Here is a 16,711-nt window from a genome sequence, read left to right on the forward strand (position 1 = left end):
GCGGTACTGCCATAAATAATGGAGTGTGAAAGCGTTTTTCTTTCACACTTGCTCCCATTGCATATCGCAGCCGGGTCTGTGATATTGCCGCAAAATAAAAAAAGTGAAAGAATCACAATATCTTTTCTTTCACACATGCTATCATAGCATACCGCAGACTTGTCTGTGGTACTGCCAAAATATAAAAATGCAGTCAAACTTAGCAGAGTGAAAGAACAGTCAGGAGTCAGCTTTATCCTGTAAAGACTTCTTCCGCTCTTTTGCTGGTAGGGATATTGGAAAATGTTTATAAACAGCGGACTTCGAAAAAGAAATCTGCCGGTAATAGATTATAAAATATAATAGAAGGGATAAGTAAAAGATATCAGATAAGGATATCAGTAAAAGCAGAACAAGTGTAAACAGCAATCACTGTAATACACATATTGATAAAGTTGGAGAATAAAAATCCATACAAGTTAAATCCATGCAGATGAAATCTAAGATTAAATAAATCTTTCATTAAATCTATACAGATCAAATCTGTTCGGACACTGAGCAGAACAGCTTAAGTAATTGGTTAGAAGAAAATAGATAGAAGAAAAGGACAGAAATAGAAAGCAAATAATCTGTCGGATAATAATAAGGATACGAAGGAGGTTGAGTATGGATAATAAAAACAGGAATAATAACAAGCCCGGATCAAATAACAGCAACAATAATAATAAGAAGCCTTTGCTGTATATTCTGATAGCTGCTGTTGTAACCTTGATTTTATTTTCCTTTCTGGCAAAACAGTTTCAGGAAGGAAGTAATATAGAAATAACCTATAATAAATTTGAAAGTATGTTAGACGAGGGTAAGATAAAATCTGTTAAAATTCAGTCTGACCGGATAGTAATCGAACCCAAGGAACAGCCAAGTGATGTTTACAGCATCAAATATTATACAGGCCTTATCAATGATAAAGACCTGGTAACAAAGCTGAATAAGGCTAAGGTTGAATATAAGGGAGATACTTCTGCAAGAAGCTCCATTCTTGACGTCATCCTTGCCTGGGTATTGCCCTTTGTACTTATTTATGTAGTATGGTATTTCCTCTTCCGTATGATATCAAAGAGCAGCGGCGGCATGATGGGCGGAGTAGGAAAAAGCAACGCTAAAATATATGTGGAAAAAGAGACAGGAGTCAACTTTAAAGATGTAGCCGGCCAGGAGGAAGCAAAGGAATCCTTAAAGGAACTGGTAGATTTCCTTCACAATCCGGGCAAATATACCCGTATTGGTGCAAAGCTTCCCAAAGGTGCCCTTTTAGTAGGCCCTCCGGGAACCGGTAAGACCTTGCTTGCCAAGGCAGTGGCGGGAGAAGCAAAGGTTCCCTTTTTCTCCCTTTCCGGTTCTGATTTCGTAGAAATGTTTGTAGGTGTCGGTGCTTCCAGAGTAAGGGATTTATTCAAACAGGCACAGCAGATGGCACCCTGTATTATTTTTATTGATGAGGTCGATGCTATTGGTAAGAGCAGGGACAGCCATTATGGCGGCGGCAATGACGAAAGAGAGCAGACCCTGAATCAGCTGCTTTCTGAAATGGATGGTTTTGATTCCTCCAAGGGATTGGTCATTCTGGCAGCCACCAACCGTCCTGAGGTTCTGGATAAGGCCCTTCTTCGTCCGGGACGTTTCGACAGAAGAATTATTGTAGACAAACCGGATTTAAAGGGAAGAGTCGATATCTTAAAGGTTCATGCCAAGGATGTATTAATGCATGATTCCGTTGATTTAGAAGGGATTGCTCTGGCAACCTCGGGAGCAGTAGGTTCCGATCTTGCCAATATGATAAATGAGGCGGCCATTCTTGCCGTAAAGCAGGGCAGGAATGTAGTGACCCAGGAGGATTTATTTGAATCCGTGGAAGTGGTTATTGCCGGTAAAGAAAAGAAGGACCGTATTTTAAGCAAGGAAGAGAAAAAGATTGTTGCCTACCATGAGGTTGGGCATGCCTTGGTAACTGCCCTTGAGAAAAATGCGGAGCCGGTGCAAAAGATTACCATCGTGCCCAGAACAATGGGCTCCCTGGGATATGTCATGCAGGTACCGGAGGAAGAAAAGTACCTGATGAGTAAAGATGAGCTCATTACAAGAATTGTTACCCTGTATGGAGGACGTGCCGCAGAGGAGCTGGTATTCCACTCCATTACAACAGGTGCCTCCAACGATATTGAGAAGGCTACGGAGTTAGCCAGAGCCATGGTTACCCAGTACGGCATGAGCGAAAAATTCGGCCTTATGGGACTTGAATCCGTGGAAAACCGTTATCTGGACGGAAGAGCGGTATTAAACTGCGGAGATGCAACTGCTGCCGAAATAGACCATGAGGTAATGGCTATCTTAAAGGAGTGCTATGTAAAAGCCCAGGGGCTGTTGGAAGGAAACCGGGAAGTATTGGATGAGATTGCCGATTACCTCATTGAGAAGGAAACCATCTCCGGAAAAGAGTTTATGGAAATCTTAAACAGGGTAAGAGTAGAAAAAGGCCTTACCTTCATCGGTAAAAAAGATGACCAGAATGCAAAAGCTGCAGCCGAAGAGAAATATGTTATTACAGATGCTGCAAAAGCAGAGGAAGATGCAAAAGAGCAGAAAACAGACCCTGAAAGCGATCCTTTTGGGAGCCATGTAATCAATCTTGATATCAATAAAGAAACAACCGACTGATATTACCAGAGAGACTGACATCAACAGTTGAAGGGTAAAGAATAATTCGGTGTATGGTCCGGGTGACAGTATCCTGCCTGGATAACAGCCATACACCGGATTATTTTGTTTTGTAAGGAAATCAATTTCCTATTTCTTTCAGAAGAAAGGAGCAAGGATGTATTTTAATATAGAGGAAGAATTAAAAAAATTACCGGGAAAGCCCGGTGTTTACATTATGCATGATAAGCATGATACCATTATATATGTGGGAAAGGCTATCAGCCTTAAGAACAGGGTCAGGCAGTATTTTCAGAACAGCAGGAACCTAACGCCCAAAATCCAGCAGATGGTGTCCAGAATCCAGTATTTTGAATATATCATCACGGATTCTGAGTTGGAGGCCCTGGTACTGGAATGCAACCTGATTAAGGAGCATCGTCCAAAGTACAACACGATGCTGAAGGACGATAAAAGCTACCCCTATATCAAGGTTACCATACAGGAGGACTTTCCCAGAGTTCTATTTGCCAGGCAGCGGGGAAAGGACAAGGCGAAATATTTTGGACCCTACACCAGTTCCAAAGCAGTAAAGGACACTATCGAGCTTATCCAGAAGCTCTACCTGACCAGAACCTGTAACCGTAACCTTCCCAAGGATATCGGGAAGGAAAGGCCCTGCCTGTATTATCATATCAAGCAATGCAAGGCTCCCTGCCAGGGCTATATTTCCAAGGAAGAGTACAGGGAATGTGTGAACCAGGCCCTGGAATTTTTAAACGGAAATTTTTCGCCGGTGCTCAAGCAGCTGGAGAACAGGATGCTTAAAGCCTCTGAAGAGATGGACTTCGAAGAGGCAGCAAGTTACAGGGATTTGCTGAACAGTGTAAAACAAATATCGGAAAAGCAGAAAATCACGGGACAGGAGCAGGAAGACAGGGACGTACTGGCAGTGGCCAGCGCAGGAGACGAGGCAGTCGTACAGGTATTCTTTATACGCAGTGGAAAGCTGATTGGCAGAGAGCATCACTACCTGACCAATGTCACAAGCGAGACAAAAAGCAGCCTGGTAACCAGCTTTATCAAGCAGTTCTATGCCGGAACCCCCTATGTGCCAAGGGAGCTTTATGTCAGTGACAATGTGGAGGAGCAGGAGATTCTTGAAGAATGGCTTGGGGCAAAAAGGGGACAGAAGGTTCATATCAAGATGCCGGTCAAGGGAGAAAAGGAGAGGCTGGTAGAACTGGCCAGAAAGAATGCTTCCCTTGTATTACAGCAGGATGCGGAAAAGATTAAGAGAGAAGAAGCAAAGACCACAGGAGCCCTGGCTGTTCTTGGTGAAATGCTTAACATACCAGGCCTGCGCCGGATTGAGGCCTTTGATATTTCCAATATCAGCGGATTTGACTCGGTAGGCTCTATGGTAGTCTACGAAAGTGGAAAGCCAAAGCGCAATGACTATAGAAAATTTAAGATAAAATCTGTCAAAGGGCCTGATGATTATGCTTCCATGCATGAAGTATTGACCAGAAGATTCACCCATGGTATGAGGGAGCAGGAAGAGCTGAAGGAGAAGATGTTAGGAGAGGAATACGGAAGCTTTAACCGCTATCCGGACCTTATCCTTATGGATGGCGGAAAGGGCCAGGTACATATTGCCTTAAAGGTCCTGGAGGATTTAAAGCTGAACATTCCGGTATGCGGTATGGTGAAGGATGACAACCACAGGACAAGAGGACTCTTATTCTGCGATGAAGAGCTTCCCTTATCCCCTTCCTCAGAAACCTTTAAACTGGTTACCAGAATACAGGATGAGACTCACCGCTTTGCCATAGAGTACCACAGAAGTTTAAGAGGCAAAAGCCAGGTCCACTCAATTCTGGATGATATTGAAGGGGTGGGTGCGGCAAGAAGAAGAGCTTTGATGAAGCACTACCAGTCCCTGGAGGATGTCAAGGCGGCGGCCATTGAGGAGCTGGCGGCAATTGAAACAATGAATATGCGTGCGGCAAAGCAGGTGTATGATTTTTTTCATAAGGAAGATGGCGAAGAATAAAGAATTCTGAAGGCATTTGTGTTTATATTTGCATGCAGCCTTTGGCTGTGATAAAATAACATGGATGAAACAGCCCTGTATAAAGGGTGGTTTGCAGGAAGGGAGAGCTATGTATACGGTACAGTTATCGAAATTGATTGAAAAAATGAACCTTGAAAATCTCACCCCTGAATTGGATATCAGGCATATAAAGCTGTCACAGCCGGATGTGAACAGGCCGGCACTGCAATTGGCTGGTTTCTTTGATTATTTTGATTCGGAAAGGGTTCAGGTAATCGGGCATGTGGAAAACGCCTATTTACAGAAAATATCGGAGGATGAAATCGGGATACTGTCCAAGCTCATGGACTATAAGGTACCCTGTATTGTATTTTGCAGAAATATTGAGGTAAAGGAAGAGCTTATTGAGCTTGCTTATGAAAAAGGTATCCCTATTTTGAGAACCGCTAAGACGACTTCTTCCTTTATGGCTGAGGTAATTCGCTGGCTGAATGTGGAGCTTGCTCCCCGCATTTCTATCCATGGCGTATTGGTGGATGTGTACGGCGAGGGTATCTTAATTACCGGTGAGAGCGGAATCGGCAAGAGCGAAGCTGCCCTGGAGCTTATTAAGAGAGGACACCGTCTGGTAACGGATGATGTGGTAGAGATTAAAAAAGTAAGTGATGATACCCTGATTGGAACTGCGCCGGATATAACCAGGCATTTCATTGAACTTCGGGGTATCGGTATTATAGATGTCAAGACCCTTTTTGGTGTGGAAAGTGTTAAAAACACGCAATCCATCGATTTGGTCATCAAGCTGGAGGAATGGAACAAAGACCAGGAATACGACAGGCTGGGGCTGGAAGAGCAGTACACGGAATTCCTGGGAAATAAAGTCGTGTGCCATTCCATACCCATAAGACCCGGCAGGAACCTTGCCATTATCGTAGAATCTGCTGCTGTCAACTACAGGCAGAAGAAAATGGGATATAATGCTGCCCAGGAGTTATATAACCGGGTAACCAATAACTTAATGAAAAAGTCAAAACAGGACGAAGATGAATATTAGAGTAATAATTTTTACAAAGGCAAAATAACACTAGCAGAAAGGTAGAGAATACTATGGGAAATTTATGCTTTGGCATTGATATCGGGGGTACCTCCGTAAAGCTTGGTTTATTTACACAGGACGGAGAACTTTTGGATAACTGGGAGATTCCCACCAGAAAAGAAGAGAAGGGAAGCTTCATATTAAAAGATGTGGCAGCTTCTTTGGAGAAAAAGATTGCGGAAAAATCTTTAAAGAAAGAAGACGTTATCGGAATCGGAATCGGAGTGCCGGGACCTGTAAAGGAAGACGGAACAGTTATTCAATGTGTTAACCTGGGATGGGGAATTATCAATGTAGCCAAAGAAATGAAAGCCCTTACCGGTTTTGAGACCAAAGTCGGAAATGATGCTAATGTAGCTGCCTTAGGCGAGATGTGGCAGGGAGGCGGAAAAGGCTATCAGGATATTATCATGGTAACACTGGGAACTGGTGTCGGCGGCGGCGTTATTCTGGGCGGTAAGATTGTAACCGGAAGCAATGGAGCGGCAGGAGAAATCGGCCATATTACGGTAAGCTATGATGAGCCTGAAAGCTGTAACTGCACAAAACATGGATGCCTGGAGCAATTTGCTTCTGCCACAGGTATTGTAAAGGAAACCAGGAGAATGCTGGAAGGCAGCACGGAAGCTTCTTCCTTAAGAGAGGTCACCTCACTTTCTGCTAAAGCAATTTTTGATGCAGCAAAAGAGGGAGATGCACTTGCCCTCCGCTGCGTTGACCAGTTAGGCAGATATTTGGGAATCGCCCTTTCCCATGTGGCAGCTGTCGTTGACCCGGAAGCCTTTGTAATCGGAGGAGGAGTATCAAAAGCCGGAGAAATGCTTTTAGATGTAATTAAAAAGCATTTCGAGCAGAATGTAATGCTTGCCTTAAAAGGAAAAGAATTCAAGCTGGCTACTCTGGGAAATGATGCAGGAATTTATGGAAGTGCCAAATTAATTCTGGGAAAATAACATAGCGGAATGGTATTGCGAAAATATTACGCTTATTGTATGATAGAAGCGGACCATACATTAGGTATATCAATTTGAAATAAAACATATATTAAATGAGATAATTAACCTGAGGGAAGAAACAGTCCCTTATATGGAGTGAATATGAGCGAGGTATTTTATCAGAGATTACAGAGCCTGTTAAAGAGGGAGCAGATAAGGATAAAAGAACCTCTTGCCAGCCATACAACCTTTCAGATAGGCGGGCCGGCCGATTATTTCCTGCTGCCGGAGGATGAAAGCCAGGTAGCGGAAGCAATTAAGCTGTGCCAGGAAGAAAAGATGCCTTACTTTATCCTTGGTAAAGGAAGCAATCTCCTTGTCAGTGACAAAGGCTACCGGGGAGTTATCATTAAGCTTGCAAAAAATTTCAGCCGTATTGGGATAGAAGGCAGCAAGGTAACTGCTCAGGCAGGAGCCTCTCTTTCCGAACTGGCGGAGAAAATAGCAGAAAAAAGTCTGGCAGGCTTTGAATTTGCCAGCGGAATTCCCGGAACCTTGGGCGGAGCCGTAACCATGAATGCAGGTGCTTACGGCGGTGAGATGAAGGACATCATTTCGGACGCCACAGTACTGGATACGGACGGCAGGGTGCATTTTCTTGAAAAGCAGGAACTTCGCCTTGGTTACCGGACCAGCATTATTCAGGAAGAACACATGGTAGTCCTTTCCGCTTCCTTTCTCTTAAAGGAAGGAAAAGAAGAAGATATCAGGGCTGCCATAGCAGAATTGACAAGAAAAAGAGAAGAAAAACAGCCTTTGGAATACCCCAGCGCAGGAAGCACCTTTAAAAGGCCGGAGGGTTATTTTGCAGGTAAATTAATTATGGATTCCGGACTCAGAGGTTTCAGTATCGGAAATGCAGGGGTGTCGGAAAAGCACTGCGGCTTTGTAATAAACAAAGGAGGCGCAAGCGCTTTGGAGATATACACCTTGATTCAGGAGGTCATCCGTATCGTCTATGAAAAACAGGGAATCAGACTGGAACCGGAGGTACGGCTTTTAGGGGAATTTTAAGAAGAGAAAGGCCAGGTTAACCAATGAGACTAGTTATTGTTACAGGAATGTCAGGGGCAGGCAAAAGCTCGGCACTTAAAATGCTGGAAGACGCAGGATATTTCTGTGTAGACAACCTTCCGATTCAGCTTATTTTTAAATTTGTTCAGATTACCTTTAATGGAAATGAGAAGTTTGACAAGGTAGCTCTGGGAGTAGACATTCGAAGCGGACAGGCCCTGGAGGAATTGGATGATATCCTGAAGGAAATATCAAAAAAAGGTTATCATTTTGAAATTCTCTATTTGGATGCTACCGATGAGGTTCTTGTAAAGCGTTATAAGGAAACCAGAAGGATACATCCTCTGTCAGGGGGAGGCCGGGTGGAGCAGGGTATTGAAACAGAGAGGAAAAAGCTTGAATTCATCAAGAAAAAAGCGGATATTATCATCGATACCAGCCATCTGCTTACAAGAGAATTAAAAAGCCAGATTGATAAAATCTATACCCTCAATGAGAAATATAATAATTTTTATATTACAATACTCTCCTTTGGCTTCAAGTATGGAATACCGATGGATTCCGATCTGGTATTTGACGTAAGGTTCCTGCCAAATCCCTTTTATGATGCGGAGCTGAAGCCTCAGACGGGAAATGACAGGCCTGTCAGGGATTTTGTAATGAGTGCCCCTCAGGCAGTGGAATTTTTGAACAAGCTTTATGATATGATAAATTTTTTGATTCCCAATTATATTATAGAAGGAAAGAACCAGCTTGTTATCAGCATAGGCTGTACCGGCGGAAAACACCGTTCCGTAACCCTTGCCAATGAACTTTTTGAAAGGCTGAAAAGCCTGAAGTATGGTATAAAGGTTGAACACAGGGATATTGATAAAGATGCAAGGAGATAAGCCATGTCATTTTCCAAGGAAGTGAAGGATGAACTGTCCAGACAGCTGAATCCTGCCAGACACTGTATGATAGCTGAAATCGCAGCGGTAATCAGCCTGTGCGGGCGGATACTTATCAACGACAAGGATTGCATAACCCTGAAGATTCATACAGAAAATATAACCGTCGCAAGAAAGTACTTTACATTAATAAAGAAAACATTTAATATAAATACAGAAATTTCAATCAGGCAGAACTCCTACCTCAAGATGAGTAAGATGTATACCCTGAGCATTGCGGAACACGACGATGCCGTCAGAATCCTGAAAGCCACCAAGTTAATGGATGAATCCATGGAAATCGGTGAGAATCTGTCGGTGGTAAGTAATCTTGTAATACAGAATGCCTGCTGTAAAAGGGCATTTATCAGGGGGGCTTTTTTAGCTTCCGGCTCCATCAGTGACCCTGAAAAGACGTATCATTTTGAAATCGTTGCACCCAATGAGGACAAGGCAATCCAGCTTCGGGATATAATCAACAGCTTTTCTGTTGATGCAAAAATAGTCAGAAGAAAGAAGTATTTTGTCGTTTATGTAAAGGAAGGTTCTCAGATAGTGGATTTATTAAATATCATGGAAGCGCATGTAGCACTCATGAATTTAGAAAATGTACGTATACTAAAAGAGATGAGGAATTCGATAAACCGGCAGGTAAATTGTGAAGCGGCAAATATTAATAAAACAGTTATGGCTGCCTCCAAACAGCTGGATGATATCAGGTATTTAAAAAAAACAGTTGGGTTAGGAGAATTAGCAGAGGGACTGGAGGAAATTGCGGAACTTCGGCTGGAATACCCGGAGGCATCCTTAAAGGAATTAGGTGCATTGCTTAATCCGCCTATAGGTAAATCAGGTGTAAATCATAGATTGAGGAAACTTAGCATATTAGCTGATAACTTAAGGGAACAAAAGGAGGAAGTAAATTATGGTATCAAAGAGAATATTGATTAATATTCCAACAGGGTTGGAGGCAAGACCGGTCGCATTGCTTGTACAGGTCGCCAGTCAATATGAAAGCAGTATCTACGTAGAGTGTGAAGAGAAAAAGGTAAATGCCAAGAGTATCATGGGGATGATGAGTCTTGGGCTTGCTGCTGGAGAAGAGGTTACAGTTACTGCTGAGGGGGCAGACGAGGATGTAGCTATGGAGAATATTGAGAAATACTTAAGCAGTAAATAGACAGCAAAAACTGTTAATAATAAGTCAGGACATAAGTAAAGAGAGATAATATACCCGCAAGGTCCGGTATATTACCTCTCTTTATTTCATTTTTTTTAATAATTTGTAGATAAATGAGAAAAAAATATCATATTAACGTAATAAAACCTTAAACACTTCCTGCATCCCTTGTGTTATAATACAAACAGATTGTTTCAAAAATAGGAAAAATTATCTATTATAACTAATACATAAAATGGAATACTAATTACAGGAACATTTTATTATCTTAATATAATTCATGTAATATGAAACCAAAGTCAAATCTTAGAAAGGAAGTCGCCCAGATGAAGGAGCAAAGAAGCTCATATACAAATAAGAATAGAAAGAAATTCAACAAAATACTTCTGCTGGCCATTGAAGCAGCGTTGATTTGCGTAATTGTTGCCGTATATTTTATTTATATGAAAAACTTTTATCATAAGGATGGTAATAGTAATACAGTTAAAACAGGGCAGAATTCATCAGGGAAAAAGGGTTCTTCAGGGAAAAATACCAATGTAAAGGGGACACCGACACCAACTCCGCTGACAGAGGAAGAAAAAAGGGAAAAGGAAGCAAAGGAGTTATTGGAAAAAGCAAATCTTAGTGCCATGCAGTATGATTATGACAAAGCAATTACCATGGTGAAGGGATTTGATAACTATACACAGGTTAAAATACTTACGGATGCCCTTAGCGGCTACGAGGAAAAGAAAAGTACACTAAAGCGCTTTGGAGCCTATGATTCCGCCAGCCAAATCAACCATATATTCTTTCATATATTAGTGGCCGATGACAGCAAAGCTTTTGACGGCGATTATAAGCAAAAGGGTTATAATTACTATATGACCACCATATCGGAATTCAATGCCATGCTGCAGCAGCTGTATGACCAGGGATATGTGCTGGTCAAGCTCCATGACGTTTCCAAAAAGGGTAAGGGCAAGGACGGCAGTGTAAGCTTTGAGCCGGGAGATATTATGCTTCCGCCGGATAAGAAGCCGCTGGTAATATCCCAGGATGATGTGAATTATTATGAATATATGACCGGTGACGGTTTTGCAAAAAGAATCGTACTGGATAAGGACAATAGTCCTACCACGGAAATGGTAATGGATGATGGTTCCGTAAGTGTGGGAGATTATGACATGGTGCCTCTTCTGGAGAAGTTTATAAAAGAACACCCGGATTTCTCTTATAAGGGAGCAAGAGCAATTCTTGCATTGACCGGCTATGAGGGTGCTCTCGGCTACCGTACAAATGATGCCTCCTCACCTACCTATAAGCAGGATAAGGAATCGGTAAAAAAGATAGTAAAGGTAATGAAGGAAAGAGGCTGGGAATTCGCTTCTCACAGCTACGGTCACAGAAATATGGAAAAGGCAACCTATAACTTTATTGTAAAGGATACCGACCGCTGGGAGAAGGAAGTTGGAAGCCTTATTGGACCCACCGACATCCTGATCTTTCCCTTTGGTATTGATATAGAAACAACCATGGGACATTACAATAGTGATAAATTCAAGTATCTAAAGAAATCAGGATTTGACTATTTCTGCGGAGTGTTTAAGGAACCTTGGATGCAGATAAAGACTGATTATGTCAGAATGACCAGAAGGCCTATGGATGGGCAGGCCATGCTGGAATTCCCGGAGAGGCTGAAGGATTTATTTGACTTAAGCAAAGTAATCGACCCTAACAGGCCTAAGTGGGAGAAATAAAAATATGAAAAGACATGCAGATGGAGGGTATTTTCCTCCATCTGTTTTTTTCTTAAATTACAAACCGCATATTTTCCGGACAGGAGATTTTCAGCAAAGTCACACGGTAAGCGCATGGAGGAAGTTTGTGGAAACTGACGATGACCAAGGAGGTTGTTTTGGAGTTTTGTTACGCGAGAACCCTTATTCCACTAAAACGGCAGAAAACGTGACTGGCAGGCAAAACAGCGTATATCCATTATTTGGTCTCATGCGTTAGCCGTGAGCAGTATCAAGTTTATGGTAGGCAATCAGTCGAAAATATGTTATGATAATAGCTGAAAGAAAGACAAAATTCCTGGAAATTCAGGTGAAATAAATTTGAAAGTTTGTTGGCATCCATGTAACATGGCTTACGTATGGAGACACAAGTATAGTAATTGGATATTAGAAGGGAATGGTAGGATATGAGCTTTACCCATTTGCATTTACATACAGAATACAGCCTTCTTGACGGCTCGGGAAAAATAAAAGAAATGGTCTCCAGGGTCAAGGAGCTTGGCATGGACAGCATGGCAATCACAGACCATGGTGTTATGTATGGTGTTATAGATTTCTATAAAGCCTGCCTTGCCGAAGGAATAAAGCCGGTTATCGGCTGCGAGGTATATGTGGCTCCCGGTTCCCGTTTTGACAGAGAAGCGGGAGCTTCCGATGAGAGGTACTACCACCTTATCCTTTTGGCAGAAAATAATACAGGCTATCAAAATCTCATGAAGATTGTTTCTGCTGGATTTTTGGAGGGCTTTTACTACAAGCCCCGTGTAGACTATGAGGTGCTGGAAAAACACAGTGAGGGAATTATAGCCCTTAGTGCCTGCCTTGCAGGAGAGGTGGCAAGTTACCTCCGCAAGGGATTTTATGAGGAAGGCAAACAGGCGGCCCTTCATTATCGTCAGATATTTGGTGAAGGAAATTACTTTCTGGAATTACAGGACCATGGGATTCCGGAACAGGCCGATGTCAATCAGGGGCTTCTTCGCTTAAGTGAGGAAACAGGAATACCCCTTGTGGCGACCAATGATGTTCATTATACCATGGAGAGCGACGCGCAGGCTCATGATATCCTTTTGTGCATCCAGACCCAGAAAAAGGTATCCGATGAGAACCGCATGAGGTATGAAGGAGGACAGTATTTTATCAAGTCGGAAGAAGAGATGAAAAAGCTCTTTCCCTATGCGCTTCAAGCTCTTGAAAATACTTACGCTATTGCACAAAGATGTAATGTGACCATAGAATTCGGAGAGTATAAGCTGCCGAAATTTGATGTGCCTCAGGGCTACAGTGCTCTGGAATATTTAAAGAAACTCTGCTATGAAGGGCTGCAGGGCAGATATCCGGATTCCTATGAAGAGCTTTTAGACAGGCTGAACTATGAAATAGATACCATTACCAATATGGGCTTTGTGGATTACTTTTTAATTGTCGGGGACTTTATTAAATATGCCAGGGATAACGACATCAGTGTAGGTCCGGGAAGAGGCAGTGCGGCGGGAAGTCTGGTTTCCTATTCCTTGGGAATTACGAACATTGACCCTATAAAGTATAATCTGCTCTTTGAAAGATTCTTAAATCCCGAAAGGCTTACCATGCCGGATATCGATATTGACTTCTGCTATGAGCGCAGGCAGGAGGTCATTGATTATGTGGTAAGAAAATACGGCAAGGATCGTGTGGTGCAGATCGTAACCTTTGGAACCATGGCTGCCAGAGCCGTAATACGTGATGTGGGACGTGCTTTGGACCTGGGATATGCCAGAGTAGATACGGTAGCAAAGATGATTCCCATGGAGCTTGGCATCACCATTGGCCGGGCACTGGAAATTAACAGGGAGCTTAAGAATTTGTATGATTCCGACGAGGAGATAAAGTACCTTATCGATATGTCCCTGCGTCTGGAAGGACTCCCAAGACATACCTCCATGCATGCCGCGGGAGTTGTTATCAGTAAGGCACCGGTAGTGGAATATGTACCCGTATCCAGAGCTTCCGATGAATCTGTCACCACCCAGTTTACCATGACCACCCTGGAGGAGCTGGGACTCTTAAAGATGGACTTTCTGGGTCTGCGTACCCTTACGGTAATACAAAATGCAGTACGGCTTATTAATAAGAGCAAAGAGGAAGAAGAAATCCTTGATATAGATAAAATAGATTATGAAGATCCCGTTGTATATAACATGATAGCCTCCGCCAAAACAGAGGGCGTATTCCAGCTTGAAAGCTCCGGGATGAAGAGCTTCATGAAGGAATTAAAGCCTAAGAACATGGAGGATATTATCGCCGGAATCTCTCTTTACAGACCGGGTCCCATGGACTTTATACCAAAGTATATTAAGGGCAAGAGCAACGAAGGAAACATTGCCTATGAATGTGCCCAGCTGGAGCCTATTCTTTCACCTACCTACGGCTGTATTGTATACCAGGAGCAGGTTATGCAGATAGTTAGAGACCTGGCAGGCTACAGCTATGGACGCAGTGATCTGGTGCGCCGTGCCATGTCAAAGAAAAAGGCATCGGTTATGGAGAAGGAGCGGCATAATTTTGTCTATGGCAACGAAGAAGAGGGAGTAGCCGGCTGTATCAAAAACGGAATACCGGAAGGGGTAGCAAACCATATTTTTGATGAAATGACGGATTTTGCAAAGTATGCTTTTAATAAGTCCCATGCAGCTGCTTATGCGGTGGTATCCTATCAGACCGCATTCTTAAAATGCTATTATCCGGTGGAGTTCATGGCAGCCTTACTGACCTCTGTCATTGATAATGGCGGAAAGGTGGCAGAGTACATCTTTACCTGCCGCCAGATGGGAATTAAAATACTTCCCCCCGATATCAATGAAGGTGACGCTACCTTCTCCGTATCCGGCGGTGCTATCCGGTACGGGCTTTCTGCCATTAAAGGACTTGGCAGGCCGGTAATCGAGAGTGTTGTAAGGGAGCGGGAAGCAGGCGGAGCCTTTACCTCCCTGAAAGATTTTGCAGAGAGGCTTTCCGGCAAGGAGGTAAATAAGAGGACTGTAGAAAGCTTTATCAAATCCGGTGCCTTTGACAGCCTTACCGGAACCAGAAAACAGAAAATGATGGTATATGTCCAGGTGCTGGATGAGGTTGCCCAGAATAAGAAGAGGAATCTGACCGGGCAGCTTTCCCTCTTTGACTTTGCGGAAGAAGAGGACAGGCAGGAAATGGAGATTACGTATCCGGATATCGGTGAATACTCCAAGGAACAGCTGCTTGCCCTGGAAAAAGAGGTTATGGGTATCTATGTTAGCGGCCATCCCCTGGAAAGCTATGAAGAGCTGCTGAAAAAGAACATCACCCATACTACCCTTGACTTTGCTTTGGATGAGGAAACCGGACAGACGAAAGCAGAAGACGGGGAGATTTCCGTAGTCGGCGGAATCATATCTGCAAAAACCGTAAAAACGACCAGAAATAATTCCATGATGGCATTTATCACCTTGGAAGATATGGCAGGGGCAGTTGAAATTATTCTCTTCCCCAGGGATTATGAGAAGTATAAAACCCTGTTATACGAAGATAATAAAATACTGGTTAAGGGAAAAATAACAGTGGAAGAGGAAAAGGCAGCGAAGCTTATCTGTCAGGAAATTATCCCTTTTGCTGACAATCCCAAGGAAGTGTGGATTAAATATAAAGATAAAGAAAGTTTTGTGCAAGATGAACAAAGACTATACGGCATTTTAAGCCAATATGATGGCAATGACCAGGTCTGCATCTTTCTGGAATGTGAAAAAGCAATAAAACAACTGCCGAAATCCAAAAGTATTAAGGCAGAAAATGAATTGCTGGCGAAACTATCCGAAACTTACGGAAGCGGGAATGTCAAAGTAGTAGAAATGAGTATTGAAAAAGCGAGAAAAAAGGGGTAAAATAAGAGCGATTCAAGTTCCTTGGAGGTGAACGATATGGCAAAAGAGATTAAAACAATAGGAGTACTGACAAGCGGCGGAGATGCCCCCGGAATGAACGCAGCCATAAGAGCTGTAGTCAGAACTGCATTGGCTAACGGATTAAACGTGAAAGGAATACGCAGAGGCTTCAGCGGTTTATTGGAAGAAGATATCGTGGACATGGACGGAAAGAGTGTATCCGATATTATCCAGCGCGGAGGTACGATTCTTTATACTGCCAGAAGTAAGGAATTTATGACTTCAGAGGGTCAGGACAAAGGTGCGGAAATCTGCAGAAAGCATGGCATTGACGGAGTAGTGGTTATCGGAGGAGATGGTTCCTTCCAGGGAGCGGAAAAGCTTGCTGCAAGAGGAATTAATACCATAGGCCTTCCTGGAACCATTGATTTGGATATTGCCTGTACCGATTATACCATCGGATTCGATACGGCAGTAAACACTGCCATGGAAGCAATTGATAAGGTCAGAGATACTTCAACATCTCATGAAAGATGCAGTATCATTGAAGTTATGGGAAGAAATGCCGGATATATCGCTTTGTGGTGCGGAATTGCCAACGGAGCGGAGGATATCCTGATTACGGAAAGATATGACCACAACGAGCAGAAGATCATAGATAATATTGTCCACAGAAAGCAGATGGGCAAGAAACACCATATCATTGTAAATGCAGAGGGTATCGGTGATTCCTATGGGATGGCCAAGAGAATCGAAGCAGCTACCGGAATTGAGACGAGAGCAACGATTATCGGACATATCCAGCGTGGAGGAAGCCCTACCTGCAGAGACAGGGTATATGCTTCAACCATGGGATCTATTGCAGTTGATTTACTTTCCAAAGGTGCCAGCAACCGCGTCGTAGGATATAAGGACGGGGAATTCGTAGATTTTGATATCGAAGAAGCTCTGGCAATGAAGAAGGATATTGACCAATACCTGTACGATTTGGCAAAGAGATTATCCAAGTAATTCATTTCTGAACAAGTTAAAAGCCTGACCAGTTAGCACTTTCTAAAATTAGGTGTTGCCAAGGGGTCGGGCTTTTATTA

General features: G+C 43.0%; 12 protein-coding genes. All 12 read left to right on the forward strand.

The window, feature by feature from the left end:
- Window positions 1-645 precede the first annotated feature (645 nt).
- Window positions 646-2,694, forward strand: coding sequence for an ATP-dependent zinc metalloprotease FtsH (ftsH, locus tag BUB77_RS25655; RefSeq protein ID WP_084124730.1), 2,049 nt, complete (start codon window positions 646-648; stop codon window positions 2,692-2,694).
- 157 nt (window positions 2,695-2,851) lie between these two features.
- The gene (uvrC, locus tag BUB77_RS25660) at window positions 2,852-4,729 is read left to right on the forward strand and encodes an excinuclease ABC subunit UvrC (protein WP_073280035.1); all 1,878 of its coding nucleotides are present in this window, start codon (window positions 2,852-2,854) and stop codon (window positions 4,727-4,729) included.
- Window positions 4,730-4,838: 109 nt separating this feature from the next.
- Window positions 4,839-5,783 carry an HPr(Ser) kinase/phosphatase gene (gene hprK, locus BUB77_RS25665; RefSeq protein WP_073280080.1) on the forward strand — a complete coding sequence of 315 codons (945 nt, stop codon included), beginning with the start codon at window positions 4,839-4,841 and terminating at the stop codon, window positions 5,781-5,783.
- 53 nt (window positions 5,784-5,836) lie between these two features.
- A complete protein-coding gene (locus tag BUB77_RS25670) occupies window positions 5,837-6,778 on the forward strand; it encodes an ROK family glucokinase (RefSeq protein WP_073280036.1) in 942 nt (313 codons plus the stop codon).
- Between the two features lie 144 nt (window positions 6,779-6,922).
- Window positions 6,923-7,834, forward strand: coding sequence for a UDP-N-acetylmuramate dehydrogenase (murB, locus tag BUB77_RS25675; RefSeq protein WP_073280037.1), 912 nt, complete (start codon window positions 6,923-6,925; stop codon window positions 7,832-7,834).
- Window positions 7,835-7,857: 23 nt separating this feature from the next.
- Window positions 7,858-8,724, forward strand: coding sequence for an RNase adapter RapZ (gene rapZ, locus BUB77_RS25680; protein WP_073280038.1), 867 nt, complete (start codon window positions 7,858-7,860; stop codon window positions 8,722-8,724).
- A 3-nt stretch (window positions 8,725-8,727) separates the two neighbouring features.
- Window positions 8,728-9,714 carry a DNA-binding protein WhiA gene (gene whiA, locus BUB77_RS25685; protein ID WP_073280039.1) on the forward strand — a complete coding sequence of 329 codons (987 nt, stop codon included), beginning with the start codon at window positions 8,728-8,730 and terminating at the stop codon, window positions 9,712-9,714.
- The gene (locus tag BUB77_RS25690; protein WP_073280040.1) at window positions 9,689-9,943 is read left to right on the forward strand and encodes an HPr family phosphocarrier protein; all 255 of its coding nucleotides are present in this window, start codon (window positions 9,689-9,691) and stop codon (window positions 9,941-9,943) included. The genes whiA and BUB77_RS25690 overlap by 26 nt, the downstream gene beginning before the upstream one ends.
- A 326-nt stretch (window positions 9,944-10,269) precedes the next feature.
- The gene (locus tag BUB77_RS25695) at window positions 10,270-11,685 is read left to right on the forward strand and encodes a polysaccharide deacetylase family protein (RefSeq protein ID WP_084124732.1); all 1,416 of its coding nucleotides are present in this window, start codon (window positions 10,270-10,272) and stop codon (window positions 11,683-11,685) included.
- 4 nt (window positions 11,686-11,689) lie between these two features.
- A complete protein-coding gene (locus BUB77_RS25700; RefSeq protein ID WP_073280042.1) occupies window positions 11,690-11,944 on the forward strand; it encodes a hypothetical protein in 255 nt (84 codons plus the stop codon).
- Between the two features lie 187 nt (window positions 11,945-12,131).
- The gene (locus tag BUB77_RS25705) at window positions 12,132-15,620 is read left to right on the forward strand and encodes a DNA polymerase III subunit alpha (RefSeq protein WP_073280043.1); all 3,489 of its coding nucleotides are present in this window, start codon (window positions 12,132-12,134) and stop codon (window positions 15,618-15,620) included.
- 36 nt (window positions 15,621-15,656) lie between these two features.
- Window positions 15,657-16,631, forward strand: a complete 975-nt coding sequence (gene pfkA, locus BUB77_RS25710) for a 6-phosphofructokinase (RefSeq protein ID WP_073280044.1) — start codon at window positions 15,657-15,659, stop codon at window positions 16,629-16,631.
- Window positions 16,632-16,711: the final 80 nt, after the last annotated feature.

Source organism: Anaerocolumna jejuensis DSM 15929 (assembly GCF_900142215.1).
GTDB classification, from domain to species: domain Bacteria; phylum Bacillota; class Clostridia; order Lachnospirales; family Lachnospiraceae; genus Anaerocolumna; species Anaerocolumna jejuensis.

Excerpts from the sequence above, each read along its gene's own strand:
- pfkA (WP_073280044.1), top strand. The coding sequence starts at position 15,657 with ATGGCAAAAGAGATTAAAACAATAGGAGTACTGACAAGCGGCGGAGAT.
- whiA (WP_073280039.1), top strand. The coding sequence starts at position 8,728 with ATGTCATTTTCCAAGGAAGTGAAGGATGAACTGTCCAGACAGCTGAAT.
- BUB77_RS25705 (WP_073280043.1), top strand. The coding sequence starts at position 12,132 with ATGAGCTTTACCCATTTGCATTTACATACAGAATACAGCCTTCTTGAC.
- BUB77_RS25700 (WP_073280042.1), top strand. The coding sequence starts at position 11,690 with ATGAAAAGACATGCAGATGGAGGGTATTTTCCTCCATCTGTTTTTTTC.
- BUB77_RS25695 (WP_084124732.1), top strand. The coding sequence starts at position 10,270 with ATGAAGGAGCAAAGAAGCTCATATACAAATAAGAATAGAAAGAAATTC.
- BUB77_RS25690 (WP_073280040.1), top strand. The coding sequence starts at position 9,689 with ATGGTATCAAAGAGAATATTGATTAATATTCCAACAGGGTTGGAGGCA.
- rapZ (WP_073280038.1), top strand. The coding sequence starts at position 7,858 with ATGAGACTAGTTATTGTTACAGGAATGTCAGGGGCAGGCAAAAGCTCG.
- BUB77_RS25670 (WP_073280036.1), top strand. The coding sequence starts at position 5,837 with ATGGGAAATTTATGCTTTGGCATTGATATCGGGGGTACCTCCGTAAAG.
- ftsH (WP_084124730.1), top strand. The coding sequence starts at position 646 with ATGGATAATAAAAACAGGAATAATAACAAGCCCGGATCAAATAACAGC.
- hprK (WP_073280080.1), top strand. The coding sequence starts at position 4,839 with ATGTATACGGTACAGTTATCGAAATTGATTGAAAAAATGAACCTTGAA.
- uvrC (WP_073280035.1), top strand. The coding sequence starts at position 2,852 with ATGTATTTTAATATAGAGGAAGAATTAAAAAAATTACCGGGAAAGCCC.
- murB (WP_073280037.1), top strand. The coding sequence starts at position 6,923 with ATGAGCGAGGTATTTTATCAGAGATTACAGAGCCTGTTAAAGAGGGAG.